Genomic DNA, 17,422 nt, shown 5'->3' on the forward strand with positions numbered 1-17,422 from the left:
ATGAGTGATTTATTATAAAATATTTAGTATATCTTATAGTAATCACTTATTTCGTTCATATAATTGCAGGAGTTTGATCTACCATTTACAAAGAACTTTTTTCAGAAAGCTTTGAATATCGAAGATCCCTGGTACATTAAAGATATCGATTTTAATCCAGAATTAAAGCAACTTGATATTTGGATCGATTTTAAAAAGGATCTAACTTTCCTTGCCCTAAATGTAGCGGTGCAAACTGTTCCGTCTATGATACGGTTGAAAAAGTATGGCGTCACCTTAACTTCTTTGAATATAAGACCTATCTGCATTGCAGAGTTCCAAGAGTTAAATGCGATGACTGTGGAATTCATCAAATTGAAGTTCCTTGGGCTCGTAAACAAAGTGGGTTTACTCTCCTTATGGACGCAATGATCTTAATGCTGGCACAAAGCATGCCGATATTAAAAGTTGTCATGTTACTTGATGAACATGACACAAGGATTTGGCGAGTCATAATCTACTATGTTAAAAAATCAAGAGCAAAAGGGACTTTTCAAAAGTTTCGAAAATTGGTATTGATGAAACTTCATTTAAAAAAGGACATAAATACATCACTATATAGCCGACATCGAAAATTCAAAGGTTGTATATGTTTGTGAAGGAAAGAACTCTTCGACTCTTACCAGATTTAATGAGGACTTAACAAATCATGGTGGATTTTCCACCATGATTCAATCCATTAGTTGTGATATGTCACCAGCATTCATCAATGGAATTTTAAGTGAATTTCCAAATGCAAAAATTACGTTTGATAAGTTCCATGTAATAAAAATAATGAGTGAAGCAGTCGACGACATCAGAAAACAGGAACAATCATCGATAAAAGAACTGAAGAATAGTAAGTACTTATGGCTCAAAAATGAAGGGAATTTGAGTGAAAAGCAAAAAGAAAGGTTTCTAGATCTTAAGAATCAAAACCTGAAAACGGTAAGAGCATATAATGTAAAGTTAAGTCTTCAAGAATTTTGGAATTCAAAAAATAGGAAAGAAGCTACACAATATCTCAAAAAATGGTATTTCTGGGCAACTAATAATAGGTTAACTCCAATAACTGAAGCAGCAAATACTGTTAAGAAGCATTGGGATGGAATGCTGAATTATTTTGATTCAAAGATAAACAATGGAATCCTGGAAGGAATTAACAGTATTGTACAGTTGCAAAAAAGAAATGCAAGAAGCTTCAAAAACGTACAATGTTTTATTAATATTATCTATCTAAAATTAGGGAAACTTAAGTTTGAGTTACCCACATGAAATAGCGAAGAGCCAAAAAATATTAATAAAAATAGAAAAAGATTATATAAAAGAAAAAGCTATAAAATAAAAACAAACTAGTTTATTAAGTAATAAAGATAAAAAATGATGAGAATAAACCATATGTTTTGGCTAGTCAGTTATCATATAAAGAATAACTTTGCTTTAATTGTCAAGTCTATAATTTATAACTCCCAGAAACTCAATTTATATCAGCGGCTTTATTTTTATGCATCAAACGGAAAGTCAAATCATGAGTATAAAGGAAAGCCAGTTAAGGAAAGCCAGTTCGAGGTATAAAAGAAATTGAAATAATATTGGAGAACTTAAAAATGGTAAATAAAAAAATGTTCATATTAATGTTTATAGCGATAATGTGTTGTGTACAGACAGCATCAGCTTTATTGTATTGTAATGATGTATTGTACCCCGGAAATCAAGGAGTAACTGGTTATGCTCCACTCATAATAGATTTTTATTATGCAGGACTTTCTAATTCTACTACAATTGCTTGGAAATATAGTGACACCCCTTGGGATTATGGTGCAACTTCAACGCACACATTTAATGCTTCAACAGGATTTTTTGTTGAAACATGGGCACCAGGTTCACATGGAACTGCTTATATAAAAGTCAATGTACTTCCTCAATCGGTTGCTAATTTCACTGCTAGTCCTGAAATTGGTTGTGCACCATTAAATGTTAGTTTCACTGATTGTTCAACTAATGCAACATATCGTGAATGGGACTTCGGAGATGGAAGTCCAAAAATGATAAATGTGCTTAATCCAGTTCATACTTATGCACAGCCAGGAAATTACACAGTCAGTTTAATGGTGCATGGTTCAACAAAAGGTACATTCGGATGGGATAATAATACTGCTACAAAAGTGATAAGTGTGTATGGAGTACCTGTATCTGGATTCTCTAAATCTATAACTGTAACATTTACTGATCAATCACAGTACGCAGATACAGTTCTTTGGGACTTTGGAGATGGATCTACTTCAACAGAAAGAAACCCAACACATACGTATGCGGCATCAGGTACATACAATATAACACAAACAACAAGTAATCCAGCTGGTTCAAGTGTTTCGTCCAGTGTAATTACAATTTAAACGAACTTACTTTCGTTTAAATTTTTTAGGACTTACGCGGTTGCCTGCTTTGCAGGCAACTTTTTAATTTTCTTATTTTTTATCCTAATGCATATTTTGGATTACTTAAAAATTGATTAACAGCATTTCTTGTAATGCTTCACTTTGTTTCAAACCAAGTAATACCTGTTTTTATTCGGCTCTTCACTGTTTCTTTCTGCATGAATTGCCCAAGATGTAAGAGTTCCATTCACAAAAAGAATGGCATAGTTAATGGACGTCAACGCTATAAATGCCATGATTGTGGATATAACAGCATACTGAGGCACTTTCTGGCAAGGTTGAGACGAAAGACAAAGTGTTATACTAAGAGTATTGAAATGCTAAAGTACTCTGTTCTTCTATTGATAAAATACAGAAATAGAGAGTTAGCTATACTTAATTAACAATACCAATTATAGATATCTTGTAAAACACTTTGAGGACTGCTCTATTCTAACTATTCTTTGCACGCTTACCATAACAAGAAACTAATTTTCTATTTGATCTTTTATAAAATGTGTAAGGAGATCTGTAAAATAAATCAGGTATTTCTATGGTTGTTCTTTATCTGTCTATGGACTACATCATTATAAAATATATGTAAAAGCATCCTTCGATTAATCGAATCTCGTGTGACTAAATACTTTTATCTTTTTATAATTCTCAAATCAATGACTATATGTCGCGGCAATAACGAAAATATAGTATTCCAAGCCTTTAAATTTTCATAAAAGAGATTTTAATTAATTTAAAAAGTGTTTTTTCGGCAAACTTAATAAATTAATTTGTAAAAGACAGTACTAATTATATATCTAAGATATTCCCCTTTTTTACGTGTATGTGGTAACTGGATGAAATAAATATTTCTTGAATTATGTTTGAAATCATTTTAATAAACGATATCGATAAATTATTTTTATTTTTAATGTCCTTCCAATAATTTATCAAAAAATCTTTTTTTCTATATCTGGATGTATTCAAAATACTTCTTATCTGTACCAAACTTTATATAAAGTTAACCCTCTAACAGCCGAAACATTTATAATATCATTTGATATTCTAATTACTGTTATAATAATCACAATATTAAGGTGATTTATTATGTGGAATCGATTAATCAAAAATGAAAAAGGGTTTACCGGGCTTGAAGCTGCAATAGTGCTGATAGCCTTTGTTGTCGTAGCAGCAGTTTTTAGCTACGTCATGTTGGGAGCGGGGTTCTATACGACCCAGAAAAGCCAGGAAGTCGTGCACACTGGTGTAGCACAGGCAAGTAGCAGTCTTGCACCTTCCGGAGATGTAATCGTTAAAGCAACTAATGCCGGCGACACAGCAGAGTCCATTACATTTTATGTGACGAACACGGCCGGTGGAACCGATGTTGACCTGGATAAGACCATAATTACCTACACTGATAAGGATGAAGCTGAAACACAGGAGTATGGCGCTGGAGCAAATGGATGGGTATATACTGGTGTCATATCCAACACAGCAGTTGCAGACAATCTGCTTTCAAAAGGTGAAAAGTATAAGATAGTAATGACTCTTGGTACAACATTCGGTGCTGATTCTTTACCTGGTATAAATGAACAGATTAAGGTCGAGGTAAAACCGCCAGAGGGTGCAGTTCTCTCTATCACAAGAACATTACCAGCTGCACTTACTTCAGATAATTATTATCCGGTTTACTGAGGTGATTTGTAATGTGGAAAATTTTCTCTAAAGACGAAAAAGGTTTTACTGGGCTTGAAGCTGCAATCGTTCTCGTGGCTTTTGTAGTCGTGGCTGCAGTTTTCAGCTACGTCATGCTCGGAGCAGGTTTCTATACAACCCAGAAGAGTCAGGAAGTTGTGCACACCGGTGTTGCGCAGGCAAGCAGCAGTGTTGAACTGAGTGGAGATTTAGTTGCCACTGGCGATCTCACCGCTGGTAGTGAATGCCTGGACATTGTCACACTGTGCTTACAACCTACTGCAGGTGGTTCAGCAGTCGATATGGCTACAACTCTTATTACCGTTACGACTCCAAACCATGCCCCAACTGATTTGAAACTGCCAGCTGGAGCAACTTACGCAGCTGCAACTGCTGGACCCAGTACTGTCGTTCCATCTGCCACAGAGTTTGGGATAGCAAACATCTACAACGACAACGGCAATTCAAACTTACTCTTGGAAAGGGGCGAGAAGTTTGAAGTAACCGTTGATATGAACTTAGTGGATACGGTAGGAGCTAATGAGGGTTTCCAGCTTGAAATCAAGCCACCTCAGGGCGCTTCCTACACCATCCACAGGACTGCACCGCCGGCAATCAGTGCTCTAATGACACTCGTCTAAACTCGAAACAAAAATTCAAGCAATAATGACACTCTCCGGAGTGCCATTATTTTTATTTTTTAATGCTACAGTTGGGTGATATGATGAATAGTGGGGAAACCTTTGACCAGTCCATGATTGATAGTATTGTAGCTTCGGCTGAGAGCGACACTATAGAGTCCAAGGTTGCAAACCTTGAAGAAGAGGTTGCAGAGATCAAAGGCTCCATAAAGACTCTTCTCATGGATATAAGGGAAACGATGGGGGTCCTGGAAAATCCTTTCCAGAATATTCAGGGTATTGCTAATATTTCCAGTGCCATAGTAAATCCCAAGGCAATAGAAGACCAGCTTCCTAAGGATGAAGAAATCGAAGAAGAGGATGAGCCTGATGATATGGAAATGGAGCAGGTTCCAAAAAATCTCTTTGAAGATCTGAGAAAAGCTGCTAAAAAACAGGCTAAAAGGGCTGACTCAAAACTGATTGATCCCATTTCCTTCTACAGGACTATTGTCTGGAGTAAGGATATGGTGGAAAAATATGACCAGGACGCCATAAAGGAGTTAATCGAAGTATTCTCTCTCTTAGGATATATTCCCGGCGAAATTAAGGAAATTATTATTAAAGTCATTGAGATCCTGATTAAAAATAACAACCTTGATGATGCAGTTATAGACCTGTACAGACTTTATCACATACTTTATCCGGAAGACATGTCTCTTGACTCCAAAGTGCTGGATCACATCCTGAATGAAAGATAAAACGGTGAATAATACATGTCAAAGGAAGTGATATCGTCAGCAATACTCGTAATAGTGAGTGTTATAGCTGCAGTGGCTTTTGTTAATGCCGTACTTCCTTCCGTATATGGTCTATCCGAGTCTTACAGTTCCGTTGCTCGCAGCATGGAAGACCAGTTCAAAACAGATATCGATATCATCTTTATTTATCCTGACGGGGACAACGTGTATGTCTGGATAAAAAATGTAGGGTCCTCAAATATACCCCTGTCGCAGCTACAATTCAGTGATGTCTTCGTTATGTCTTCTTCAGGCTACTGGAACCCCGCGTTTGAAGCTGCTTCAAATCCTTCATGGGATTATACTCTTGAAAACGGGGACGGAGATACCTGGAACCGCGGAGAAACCATTAAAGTATCTATAAAATTTGATGTTGATGAGCTGTCAAGTGGTATTTATAAAGTTACCTTCTTCCTTTACAACGGGGTATCAGCATCAGACACATTCTCAAGGTGATGCAATGGGCCTTGACACGGTAATCGTAGCGTTCTTCGTAGTCGGAACGATTCTGGTTGTTGCAGGTACTCTGACAATGGGGACCAATAATCTTGTTGAGTCGTCTTTCCACGGATACGTCTCAGCTCATCAAACCATGATGGACAGGCTTCAAACCAGGATTGAAATCCGGAACATAGCCTTCAATGTCTCAACAAATCATGCCAGCTTTACAGTTGCCAATACAGGTGAGACCAAATTATACAACTTCGATCACTGGGATGTTCTCCTGGTAAAAAACGGTCAGGTATCCTATCTGGATAACTCTCAGTACACCATTACACCTGATGTTGATATCATAAATCCGGGTATTCTGGACCCCCATGAAAGTGTTAAAATGGAATTACTGGTTGATCTCGAATCTAATGAGAGTTTCATTGTAAAAATTATTACCGAAAACGGTATCGTCTCTTCCGCAGAGCACGAGGCAGGTGAATAAAATGGGAGAAAGTGAAGACAAGAAAAACATTATCTCAAGCGGCAATGATGAAATTGATAAAAAGCTGGGTGAGGGCATCCCATTGGGTTCCCTTGTGCTCATTGAAGGTGAAAACGATACGGGAAAGAGTGTATTCTGCCAGCAAATGACATATGGCGGATTGAACCAGCTTCACAGGATAGCTTACTATTCAACCGAGAACACCGTTAAAAGCATGCTGGCTCAGATGGATAGCCTGAGCCTCGATATCTCGGATTTTTACAGCTGGGGCTATTTCAGGATTTTTCCTGTCCATCTCGAAGGTGTCGAATGGACTTCCGAGCAGATGAAAGGTACCCTGCATCTCGTTACAACTCACATTAAAAGTATCAGAGAAAAAGTCATTTTTATCGACTCTCTTACAATGTTTACCACTTATTCTGATGAGGATAATATCCTTGAATTCCTTACAAGTTTGAAAAATTTGTGTGACAAAGGATATACTATTTTCATTACTTTACATCAACATGCTTTCAAAGAAGACACTCTTGTCAGAATACGGTCTTCATGTGATTGTCACCTGTTCCTCAGGAAGGAACAGCTCACTGACCGCTATATTAGCGTTATGGAAGTCTCAAAAATAAGGGGCGCCAAGAAGAGTACAGGTAATATAGTGAGTTTTGAAGTCCAGCCTGGGTTCGGTTTGAAAATAATTCCGATATCACAGGCTAAAGTCTAAATAAATTTAAACACTATTAGCCACGCATGGGGTTGACATGGATAGCATTGAGGAAAAGCTGGGTACTGAAGACGGTCATGTACTTAATGCAGGAGTATACACAAATTTTCCGTTTAAGCCAAAAAAATACGACGGACATGACCATTCAAACCTGAAAACGTGTAACCTTTACAAACTCCTCCCTCCGGAAATGAAATCCGAAGTTGAAAAAAATCTTCATCTTCTGGAGTACCTGCATATCCTGCCCATAGATACAATGGGCATACCCAGATATGTTCCCAAGCTTGAGTCAAAACACGGTGATATAGAGGATCCCAATCTGATATACAGGGTCAATGACCAGATATACGTCCATATTTATCCAAACAAAAACGATGTAAGGAACTTCTATATTCCTATTGAGCCCATACTTCTTACCGGAGTTGGAGGTCTTATTAAAGAACTGGAAATCAAGCTTGTAGACCACCTTACAGGGATTGAATTTGATCCTGAAAATTTAGAGGAAAAAGAAAGGATACTTAGAGAATCCCTGGATGCTATCTGCGTAATCGGCAATAAAAAAGAGATTGACAGTTCTGCTGCTGGTGCTGGTTCCGGGATCAAAAAATTGGGGTCAAAGTTTTTTCCAGCAAAAGAAGACCCGGAGAAGAATCACATTTACGTAACAAAGGAACAGTATGAAGCCCTGAAATACTCGATTATAAGGGACAAAATCGGAGTCGGTTTTCTTGACCCTTACATAAATGATAATAAAATTGAAGATATTACCTGCAATGGTCTCGGGCCCATCTTTATTGAACACAAGGTGTTCAAGGGGCTCCGAAGTGTCATAGAATTCAATGACAATGATGCCCTCAACCATTTCATAGTCAGGCTTGCAGAGAGGATAGGAAAGCCAATTACTTTCAAAAACCCTATAGTTGACTCCACACTCCCTGACGGATCAAGGATTAACATTGTTTTTGGGGACGATATCAGTAAAAACGGGAGTAATTTCACTATACGTAAATTCGCTGACATTCCTTTCAGTATTCTTCAGGTCATAAAAGGAGGAACTCTGGATTACAGGATGGCAGCCTATCTCTGGATCCTGATCGGTGAAGGCATGAGCGGTTTCATATGCGGAGAAACTGCCAGTGGTAAGACAACCACATTGAACGGAATCACAGCATTTGTAAATCCCGAGTCAAAACTGGTTTCAATCGAAGACACTCCAGAACTTCAGATTCCTCACAAAAACTGGACCCGGGAAACAACCAGAGGCAGTACAAGAGGTGCAGGAACCGGAGAAGGCAGCGGTTCGGATGTTACAATGTTCGACCTTCTCAAAGCAGCATTGAGGCAGAGGCCAAACTACATCCTTGTAGGAGAAATTCGAGGAGTTGAAGGTAATGTCGCATTCCAGGCCATGCAGACCGGCCACCCTGTCATGTCAACGTTCCACGCTGCAACCGTTGAGAAACTTATCCAGAGGCTTACTGCTGATCCTATAAACATTCCCAAAACGTATGTGGATAACCTCAACTTTGTCATCATTCAGTCTGCGGTACGGAGACCGGACGGCAAGCTTGTGAGGAGAGTTCTCAGTATAAATGAGGTTCTCGGGTACAATCCGGACAAAGGCGGAATTTCTTTCATTGAAGCCTTTTCCTGGGATCCTGTTACTGATACACATGTTTTCAGTGCTATGGGAAGTTCGTATATCCTTGAGAACAAAATCGCCACAAGGCTTGGAATTCCAGGTAAGAAAAAGAAAGCAATTTATGATGAGATTGAAAAACGGGCAAAAATCCTGGAAAGACTGAACGATGAAGGAATTGTAAACTACTGGGACTTTTTTAACACAATCGCAAAGATTACGAAGTCCGGTATGCTGAGGATTCAGTTCTAAATGGTGGTTTAGATGGGTGTCAATAAGATAAAAAACATTTTTAGCAAAAAGTCTAATTCAGGATCCATTTTAGACCAGCTTTATGTTAAATATCAAGGCTACCAGAGAGAACTCTATATGAGCAATGATATGCTTTTTGCTCTTACTTATATGGCTTCAATCTCGACTGCCAATCTTACAAGGGACAAAATATTCTCAAGCATATCTGGGAAGAAAGAGTACTGCCCAAGTAAATATTTTAATCTGATTAGAGAACTGGCTCAACACTGGCATTATGATTATGCCAATGCCTGTGAGCTAATATCCACAAAAGTAAAGAATGACAGAATGAGGTCACTTCTCAACAGGCTGTCAAACGCCATAGCGGCAGGAGAACCTGACAGTGAATTCCTCACCAAGGAATGGAGATTATTCAAGACAAAAAGAAAAGATGAGTTCGAAAGAGACCTTGATACCACGAAAGAATGGTCAAACGCATACACAGCATTGCTTGTCTCCACATCGCTTGTAGCTATAATTATATTGCTTTCAGTGATTTTATACAATATCGGAGATCCGGCTGATACGCTTTATTCCACAATGTTTATCATATTTTTTATGGCCTTCTTTGGGGTAGGCCTGCTTTTTAGATGTTCTCCAAAAGACACTAAAGTCCATAATTTAAGTGTAAAATCAAAAGAACAGACTTACATTTATAAGTGGACTCCTCTTACGCTTGTTATCGCAGCCCTGGCTGTTTTATTGCTAACTGTTCTGCCGGCTTTCACCGGCTCAGCTGCTGATTTCTTTATTGATATTAAAGGAGTCGGGATGATTGTTGCAGGAGTTACCATGATTCCTGTAGGGATTGCGGCAAAAAAAGATATTGAAAAAATTAACAAAAGGGATGAAAGTTATACAACTTTCATAAGAAGCCTCGGGTCTATTATAAGCGGGTCCGGTCTGACTGTTCCAAAAGCTCTTTTAAAGATTGACCCCAAGAATCTTGGAGAGCTTAAAGATATGAGCCAGGAGCTCTATAAGAAATTGGCATCCGGGCTGGACCCTGCCCTTTGCTGGGGGAGGTTTGTCGGAGAAACGGGCAGCTATTTGATCTACAAATTTACAAGCGTTTTTGTAGACGCTGTCAATTTCGGGGGTAATGCAGAAGTGGTAGGTGAGCTCGTGAGCTCGTCAAACCTTGAACTGGTCCTTTTGAGAATGAAAAGAGAACGCATAGCCAAGGGATTTTCCAGTCTTGTTATACCTCTCCATGTATCGATGGTTGGCCTTCTCCTTTTCATAGGGCAGATCCTTACAATCTTTTCAACCATTATAAACTCCCTTTTTACCCAGTTTGATATAAACGAGTCCGAACTCGGGGGTATACCCGGCGGTATGGGCGGTATGAATATGGGGATATTCGGAGGCGTCCCTCTCGAATTGCTGGGGCAATTTGTTGTAATAGTCACTATTATTCTAACGATTGCCAACCTACTTGCGATCGTTGCCGTAAAAGGAGGGCCGATGTACCTGGCGATCTACTATGGTACATTTATGTTCATACTTTCGGGAATACTGATGATTATAGTCCCTCCGTTAGTGGAAATGGCTTTTTCATTTAATGGAGTACTCGATAGTCTAGCAGAAGGTATGTGATATGGATTTAATAACGATATACGAAACAAATTTTACAATATTCATAGGTATTTTTGTAACTCTGGCTGTAATGGGAACAACAACTCTATACGATAAATATAAAAGTAAAGGCGGAGCCTCATTCGATCTCGATAATTTTAAGTTTTTTTCGGATCTGAACCAGAAAATAACAGCTTTTGGCTCCAAGGGCTTGAAACAGTTTTCTAAATACAGCAAAAAACTTAGCAGTTTAATCCTGAATAAGTCCAGCTCAGGTCCGAAAAAGTCCAGTTCGATGAGGAAAAAACCCGCCTCAACCCGGAGTAACTCTAATAAAAATTCCTTTGAAAGAGTGGAAACAATACTCTTTAAAGTAAAAGGTGCTGTTCAGGATCTTTTTGTTAATCTCCGCAGTAAAACTTTATCCCTTTCGTCAGCTTTACCCCGCAGAAGCAATAAAGATAAGGAAAAATTTGCTTCTTTATCTGATAACCAGAAAGCAGATCTAAACTACAGTGCTGCTGACAAAGCTAACACTCTTGATAAAGTAGTCGAATCCAAAAAAGACGAATTAGATTTTGATGACGACCTTCTAACTGAAATGTCTACTTCAGACACTTTAACAGTCAGCAGTCCTGAACTTAAGACTGCAGAGCCATCTCTTGGTGGTATGTCTCTGGATTTAGATACGTCATTTAATAACGATTTTAAGTTAGATGAAAATGAATTTGCGATTAAAGTTGATGGACTGGATGATGAACCTGATGAAAATAACTTCAAATTTAGCGAGAACACTGAAGAGATAAAGTTTGGTGACGAAAGTGATAATTTCTTAGCTTCACTAAAGAAAGATATCATAGTTAAGAAAGAGAAAACGATCAATTTCATGGATAATATGCAGGACGAAAATCTGGATTTGAAGTTGATGAAATCCGACCTTGAAGGTGTTCTCAAGAATCTTAAAAAGTACAGACGGTATTCACATAGAAACTGATCAATCGTTTATTCTGAAACAGAATAAATTGCAGTACTTCTAGCTAATATTCTAACTTTAAAAACAAAAATAATTTGTAGAAAAACAAAGTGAGTGACGAAAAATGATAGAAGCAAAATATATCGGACTTATAGTTTTAGCAGTGTTTTCTGGGTCAATGCTGGTATACACCTGGCTGTCCCTGTATAACAGGTTTGATCCCAGTGTAATGTTCTATGCAGCGCTTTTGATCCTTTCTTTCTCTCTGATGCTAGTAAAAGGTAAAACATCAGAACCAAACTAAAAATATGTTATGAGGATTTCGAAATACCTGTAAAACCACACACAGTAGAGTAAGTTCCATTGAAAACTTGTCGGAACTGCAGGTCAATTGAAATCCTACTCATTTATATTTTTTAACATTTACTCTGCATCTTTGTGAGCACACCGGAAGCAGGGAAAAATAGTAAAAAGAAGGAAAAGAAGTCGCAGGTTATTCTTTGCCTGTTCTCTTCTTTTTCCTTTTAAGCTTACCTGACAATTACAACTACTGCACCTTTTATGTCCAGAACATCGACCTCACGGCCTCCGGAAATTACTTCTTTCCGGATTTCGACTGCTTCGGGTTCGAGTTCTATTTTTTCTCCGTTTACGGTAACGGTTATCTTACCTGAAGCTGCCTGAGCCTCGACTGAAGTGGGGTCTTCTGCCTTGAGGGCTTTCACAATGGCCCCTGCCTCTTTTCTGAAGCGTGGCCCGAGAACGCCCATATTGGGTTTAACTTCCACGGGCACGTACTCAAACGAAGGAGCTCCTTCCATAAGCTCAACCTCGGAGTTTGTAGCCCCTGCAATATCCCCTGTATCGATCTTTGCATTATAGATCTCTATTTTCTTCAGGGGAGCATTCAGTGCCATTCCCAGGTCTGACTTATATCTGCGGACCTCACCTGTGATATCTTTGATCATTTCGCCTGCAGCTTCGGCTTCTTCGCTTATCAGGCTTTCATTGACCACAGGCCAGGCACGGGTGTGCACGCTTTCGTTGTCGAACCTCGAATACATTTCTTCTGCAAAGAAAGGTATGAACGGTGCCAGCAGAAGGGACAGAGTCCTGGTTGTTGTATAAAGGATATACTGGGCTGCTTTCCTGCCTTCGGTATCTTCGCCATAGAGTCTGCCTTTCACAAGTTCAAGGTAGTTGTCTGCAAGAATCTCCCAGGCAAAGCCCCGAATAGCCTTGAATGTGGAATCAAACTGGTATCCGTCAAGCTCCTTTGTGGTCGTTTCAACAAGCCTGTTAAGCTTGCTCAGAAGCCACCTGTCAATGGTATAGAGGGAGTCCAGAGAGAAGCTTTCGGCATCTTCAGGCTCAAAGTCCTTCAGGTGGGACATAGAGAACCTGTAGATGCTCCACATTTTCTGCAGGAAACGAGAGGCTGAGACTACGTCTTTCCAGCGGAACATTACGTCCGAACCTGTGGAACCTCCAACTGCCCCCCACTGCCTGAAAGCGTCGGCACTGTACTGTGTGGTCACTTCTTCTGGAGAGATGACGTTTCCAAGGGATTTGCTCATCTTGTGCCCGTCTGGCCCGAGCACCATTCCGTTGATCACTATAGAGTCCCAGGGTCTCTTTCCTTCGAGAGCCAGGCTCCTCAGGATAGTGTAGAAAGCCCAGGTCCTTATGATGTCATGCCCCTGAGGGCGGATCTGTGCAGGCAAGCGGAGGTCGTGCTCGCTTTCCCAGCCAGAGACATGCAATGCGGTAATTGAAGAGTCCATCCAGGTATCCAGAACATCGGTTTCGGGTTCAAATTCTGTTGAGCCGCAGGCACATGCTTTCTTTGGTGCATTTTCGTTCGGGTCAATGGGAAGCCAGCTTTCTTCGGCGATCATGACTTCGCCGCACTTTTTGCAGTACCAGATGGGAATCGGGGTTGCAAAGATCCTCTGCCTGGAAATGCACCAGTCCCATTCCATAGTGCCTGTCCAGTTCTGGAGCCTGACTTTCATGTACTCAGGGTACCAGCTAATCTCGTCTGCAGCTTTCAGGATACCTTCATGGTTGATTTTTACAAACCACTGCGGCTCGGAAAGGATTTCTATAGGGGTATCGCAGCGCCAGCAGAGCCCGACATTCTGCTCGAGGGGTTTCTGGTCATAGAGGAAACCTGCAGCTTTCAGGTCGGAAATGACAGCCTGTCTGCATTCGGGAATGCTCATGCCTTCGTACTTGCCTGCAGCTTTTGTCATTTTTCCCTGCTTGTCAATAGCTTTTACGAGAGGCAACCCGTATTTTACCCACCAGCGCACGTCCTGCTTGTCTCCGAAAGTACAGATCATCACAGCACCTGTACCGAATTCGGTCTCGACAGCTTCGTCGGCAATCAGAGTCACTTTCTGCCCGAAGATCGGCACTGTAATTTCCTTGCCGATATACTGGCTGTAACGCTCATCTTTGGGGTTAACTGCAACTGCAACGCATGCTGCCATCAGTTCCGGCCTGGTGGTTGCAATGTTTACCTTGTCGAAGTGGACAAAATTAAGCTTTGTTTGCCCTTCGTCGTACTCTACTTCCGCAAAGGCAATGGCGGTCTCACAGCGGGGGCACCAGTTGACAGGGTGGTCTTCGTGATAAATGTGCCCGTCGTTATACATCCTGACAAAGGACTTCTGTGTCTTTACGAAGTACGAGGGTTCCATGGTGACGAATTCGTTGCTCCAGTCCACGGAGAAGCCCAGGCGCAGCATTGTCTGGCGCATTTTGTCGATATTTCCTGCAGTAAGCTCTCTGCACATCCTGCGGAATTCAGCCCTGGGGACCTGGTTCTTAGTAATACCGTGGATTTCTTCAACCTTGACTTCAGTCGGCAGGCCATGGCAGTCCCAGCCCTGGGGGAACATTACGTTATATCCGCGCATGCGTTTGTACCTGGCTATGAAGTCGATATAACACCAGTTAAGCGCGTTTCCGATATGGAAATTGCCTGTAGGATATGGAGGTGGGGTATCAATGATATACTGGGGGCGGGTATCTTCTCCCCAGTTAAAGTGGTACATGGAGAGGTTCCACTTCTCCATCCACTTTTTCTCAACCTCATTTGCATTATATTCTTTTGGAATTTCTGATTCTGTCATAAAGACACTCCGTAATGAGAAATGAGTGTAAGAATTTCTTTGGTTTTAGAGTGCTTGCGATTATTTAAATATATCTGGTTTCGAACAAAATGTTAATTCTTACTGCCCAATGATTCTCAGGAATATAAATCGGTTTTCGTTGATTACGTTTTTATCCGGAAATTGGCTTCAGGTGATAGGTAAGGAACCGGCTAGTCTCATTCCTCGGCAAACTGGCTAATATTTACTGTGTTTCTGTCCTGCTGTCCTGCGCGGCCGGAACCGCTGGCTTCGAGCAACAAAAACAAATCTTCAGCACTACCGAATAAGTTAAGTCTCAAGTCTCAAAAGAGGCTTTTCAGTAGTCGGATGCCTGAGTGAAGGAAAGAAAATATTTTGAGTTGGCATATATAGGTCATATCGGATCCAGTGCAGGAACATTAAAAGTGAATTGCAGTTTTTCTTTTTCTTAAAAACACCATAACTTGCCAATAAATCTTATTTTCAGGGATTATTTCTAACTTCAGAGATAATTTTTCATGAGTAGTTAAAATCCGCTGATAACTTTCTTTGCCTCTAGCAAAAAGTTTGTTATATCTGATTCTTCCATCAGTTCTATCTCCTGAGGTATTTTTTCCTTGATACCACAGATTGCTGCCTCCACGGCACAACCGTATAAAGGTATCCCGTCAGCCTTAGCCCCTTCCAGAAATTTCATGGGATCGATTGGAAGTCCCATCTTTTCTGCATTTTTGTTGATTTTAGTAGCATATCTTGCTACTGATGGCGAAAACTCGAAGTGCCCCTCTGCAAAAGCAATCAGAGCCCTCCACTGAAAAGATACAGATACATCTGCTCCTTCGTTCTTGAGCCTGGTAGCCATGATCAAACCGGGTATAATTGTATCCAGGTTTCCAGAGTTGATTTGAATAAGTATATCCATACTCGTTCCCCTCTTTTTCACTCCTTTCTGCTATAGAAGCAGGGAAAATAGGCATATGTTTAACTGAACAAAGGTTTCGATTACTCCCTTTTCCCAGTCAATAATGTGACATTCTATCTTTAATAAGCTTTCTATTATAATATTTCAAAAATATTTCTGTAAATTGTCCGAAAAGTAGATTTCTGAAAGGAATATGTTTACCTGCGTATCAGCAGTATTGAGTTAGATAACAGGCTCAGCGCTAAGTAAGAAGGTTGTCAATAAGAAACGAATTATTATGATCAATACGAGAATCAATTTATGGATAATATGATCAGGAAACTAGGAAAAAAATTATGTAGTTTTTAAATAATTACTTTGCAGTAATTTTTCTCATTACAGCCACCATTTCATCAGGTTCAAAAGGTTTTACTATAAAACCCACAGCACCTATTTTCAGCGACTCTGTTATCACGGCCTGCTGTCCAAGAGAAGAACACATTAACACTTTTGCTTTCGGGTCCATAAAAAGAAGTTTTTTCAATGCTTCTTCTCCACTCATATTTGGCATGGTTATATCCATTAACACAAGATCAGGTTTTATCTTAAGATATGTTTGTATTGCTTCCTCTCCGTCAGCCGCTTCAGCAACCACTTCGTATCCATGCTTTATAAGAGTATCTCTGATCACCATTCTCATAAATTCGGTGTCGTCCACAATCATAACTCTTGTCATTTATTTGCCTTCTTTTGTTTTATACTTCTTTACGCATATCTCCATGCATCCCGGATATGCATGGCATTCATTCCAAGGCTCTGAGGTGGATAGATATCATTTTCGGGTGTATCTCCGATAGATAGCACTTCCCAGGGTTCAAGTCCAAGACCATCGAGAGCCATCCTGAAGAGCCGGGTGTCAGGTTTCTTGAAATAGTGGTCCGAAGACATAATTGTAAAATTGAAACGGTCATACAGGCCTAAAAAGCGCAGTTCCTGCTCAGTAAACACTCTCTGAGCATTGGACACAATGCATTTCGGAACATTTCTGTATTTCTCAAGCAGACGGAGGCTCTGTGGGTAAGCTTCGAGTTTTCTTACAGATGAAGTTCTGAATACCTTGGCTGTTTCAATTCCAAGCCAGAAGGGATCGATCTCTCTAAAAGCGTTTTCTGCACAGATCTCTGCAAAGATCTCCTCTATGCGGATATCCGGGTGCTGCTGGCCTGAATTACCAAGCCTGCCTATTACTTTCCACCTGTATTCTTCTCTGAGCCGGTCGGGTTCTATCTTTACCCCCTGATAGAGTAGCCATTTGCTTACTCTTTCATTTGTTTCTCGGCTTCCTTCATCTGTTTTTATATCTATAAGAGTTTTATAACAATCAAAGATTAAACCTTTTATTTTTCCTTTCTGGAGCATAGGGACTCTCCGTTTAGTTTTTTGGATTTTTATATGGTTTGGATCTTTCTATCTCTATCTTCTATCACTCTAGATATTATCCTTTGAATATATAGATATTTCGTAAATACTCCTCTTATTTATAGACTTCAATATATAGTTCTATATAACTATATACTATCTCTTTGGTATCGACTCGGAGATGAAATTAAAAGTGATAGGTTTAAACTGATCTGGTGGTGCCATAGTCGTTGTGGCTACTTAGTAATAGAAAAGTCCATTTGTAGGAGTGTATGTCTTTCA

General features: G+C 39.9%; 16 protein-coding genes and 3 pseudogenes. 14 read left to right on the top strand and 5 right to left on the bottom strand.

The window, feature by feature from the left end; translation table 11 throughout:
• Positions 1 to 63: 63 nt before the first annotated feature.
• The 14 genes and pseudogenes from MSHOH_RS06080 (at position 64) to MSHOH_RS06135 (ending at position 11,984) form a co-directional block, all read left to right on the top strand.
• Positions 64 to 1,293 (top strand): annotated as a pseudogene (locus MSHOH_RS06080) (ISL3 family transposase).
• A 332-nt stretch (positions 1,294 to 1,625) separates the two neighbouring features.
• Entirely contained in the window at positions 1,626 to 2,414 is a 789-nt protein-coding gene (locus MSHOH_RS22000) for a PKD domain-containing protein (protein WP_052730741.1), read from the top strand.
• A gap of 200 nt (positions 2,415 to 2,614) precedes the next feature.
• A pseudogene (locus MSHOH_RS26110) lies at positions 2,615 to 2,698 on the top strand (transposase-like zinc-binding domain-containing protein); the annotation flags it as partial.
• Positions 2,699 to 2,839 (top strand): annotated as a pseudogene (locus tag MSHOH_RS25955) (IS1 family transposase); the annotation flags it as partial.
• A gap of 697 nt (positions 2,840 to 3,536) precedes the next feature.
• Positions 3,537 to 4,127, top strand: a complete 591-nt coding sequence (locus MSHOH_RS06090; RefSeq protein ID WP_048138143.1) for an archaellin/type IV pilin N-terminal domain-containing protein — start codon at positions 3,537 to 3,539, stop codon at positions 4,125 to 4,127.
• Between the two features lie 11 nt (positions 4,128 to 4,138).
• Positions 4,139 to 4,768 carry an archaellin/type IV pilin N-terminal domain-containing protein gene (locus tag MSHOH_RS06095; protein ID WP_048138145.1) on the top strand — a complete coding sequence of 210 codons (630 nt, stop codon included), beginning with the start codon at positions 4,139 to 4,141 and terminating at the stop codon, positions 4,766 to 4,768.
• 83 nt (positions 4,769 to 4,851) lie between these two features.
• Positions 4,852 to 5,508 carry a hypothetical protein gene (locus tag MSHOH_RS06100; RefSeq protein ID WP_048138147.1) on the top strand — a complete coding sequence of 219 codons (657 nt, stop codon included), beginning with the start codon at positions 4,852 to 4,854 and terminating at the stop codon, positions 5,506 to 5,508.
• 15 nt (positions 5,509 to 5,523) lie between these two features.
• A complete protein-coding gene (locus tag MSHOH_RS06105; RefSeq protein ID WP_048138148.1) occupies positions 5,524 to 6,003 on the top strand; it encodes a hypothetical protein in 480 nt (159 codons plus the stop codon).
• 4 nt (positions 6,004 to 6,007) lie between these two features.
• Positions 6,008 to 6,481 (top strand): flagellar protein FlaF, encoded by a 474-nt coding sequence (locus MSHOH_RS06110; RefSeq protein WP_048138149.1) that lies wholly within the window; start codon positions 6,008 to 6,010, stop codon positions 6,479 to 6,481.
• Position 6,482: 1 nt separating this feature from the next.
• Entirely contained in the window at positions 6,483 to 7,199 is a 717-nt protein-coding gene (locus MSHOH_RS06115; protein ID WP_048138150.1) for an ATPase domain-containing protein, read from the top strand.
• 37 nt (positions 7,200 to 7,236) lie between these two features.
• Positions 7,237 to 9,090, top strand: coding sequence for a type II/IV secretion system ATPase subunit (locus MSHOH_RS06120; protein ID WP_048138152.1), 1,854 nt, complete (start codon positions 7,237 to 7,239; stop codon positions 9,088 to 9,090).
• Between the two features lie 12 nt (positions 9,091 to 9,102).
• Positions 9,103 to 10,728: an archaellar assembly protein FlaJ gene (gene flaJ / locus MSHOH_RS06125; protein ID WP_048138154.1), complete on the top strand. Its 1,626-nt coding sequence runs from the start codon at positions 9,103 to 9,105 to the stop codon at positions 10,726 to 10,728.
• 1 nt (position 10,729) lies between these two features.
• Positions 10,730 to 11,701 carry a hypothetical protein gene (locus MSHOH_RS06130; protein WP_048138156.1) on the top strand — a complete coding sequence of 324 codons (972 nt, stop codon included), beginning with the start codon at positions 10,730 to 10,732 and terminating at the stop codon, positions 11,699 to 11,701.
• Between the two features lie 103 nt (positions 11,702 to 11,804).
• Positions 11,805 to 11,984 (top strand): hypothetical protein, encoded by a 180-nt coding sequence (locus MSHOH_RS06135; protein ID WP_048138157.1) that lies wholly within the window; start codon positions 11,805 to 11,807, stop codon positions 11,982 to 11,984.
• Positions 11,985 to 12,210: 226 nt separating this feature from the next.
• Here MSHOH_RS06135 and MSHOH_RS06140 read toward each other — a convergent pair whose 3' ends face one another.
• The 5 genes from MSHOH_RS06140 to MSHOH_RS06155 form a co-directional block, all read right to left on the bottom strand.
• Positions 12,211 to 14,820, bottom strand: coding sequence for a valine--tRNA ligase (locus MSHOH_RS06140; RefSeq protein ID WP_048138158.1), 2,610 nt, complete (start codon positions 14,818 to 14,820; stop codon positions 12,211 to 12,213).
• A gap of 197 nt (positions 14,821 to 15,017) precedes the next feature.
• Entirely contained in the window at positions 15,018 to 15,140 is a 123-nt protein-coding gene (locus MSHOH_RS25535; protein WP_275425551.1) for a hypothetical protein, read from the bottom strand.
• A 206-nt stretch (positions 15,141 to 15,346) separates the two neighbouring features.
• Positions 15,347 to 15,742 (bottom strand): hypothetical protein, encoded by a 396-nt coding sequence (locus MSHOH_RS06145; protein WP_048138160.1) that lies wholly within the window; start codon positions 15,740 to 15,742, stop codon positions 15,347 to 15,349.
• A 352-nt stretch (positions 15,743 to 16,094) separates the two neighbouring features.
• Positions 16,095 to 16,457, bottom strand: a complete 363-nt coding sequence (locus MSHOH_RS06150; RefSeq protein WP_048138161.1) for a response regulator — start codon at positions 16,455 to 16,457, stop codon at positions 16,095 to 16,097.
• Between the two features lie 29 nt (positions 16,458 to 16,486).
• Positions 16,487 to 17,140 (bottom strand): HAD family hydrolase, encoded by a 654-nt coding sequence (locus MSHOH_RS06155; protein ID WP_048138162.1) that lies wholly within the window; start codon positions 17,138 to 17,140, stop codon positions 16,487 to 16,489.
• Positions 17,141 to 17,422 lie beyond the last annotated feature (282 nt).

Source organism: Methanosarcina horonobensis HB-1 = JCM 15518, assembly GCF_000970285.1.
GTDB classification, from domain to species: Archaea; Halobacteriota; Methanosarcinia; order Methanosarcinales; family Methanosarcinaceae; genus Methanosarcina; species Methanosarcina horonobensis.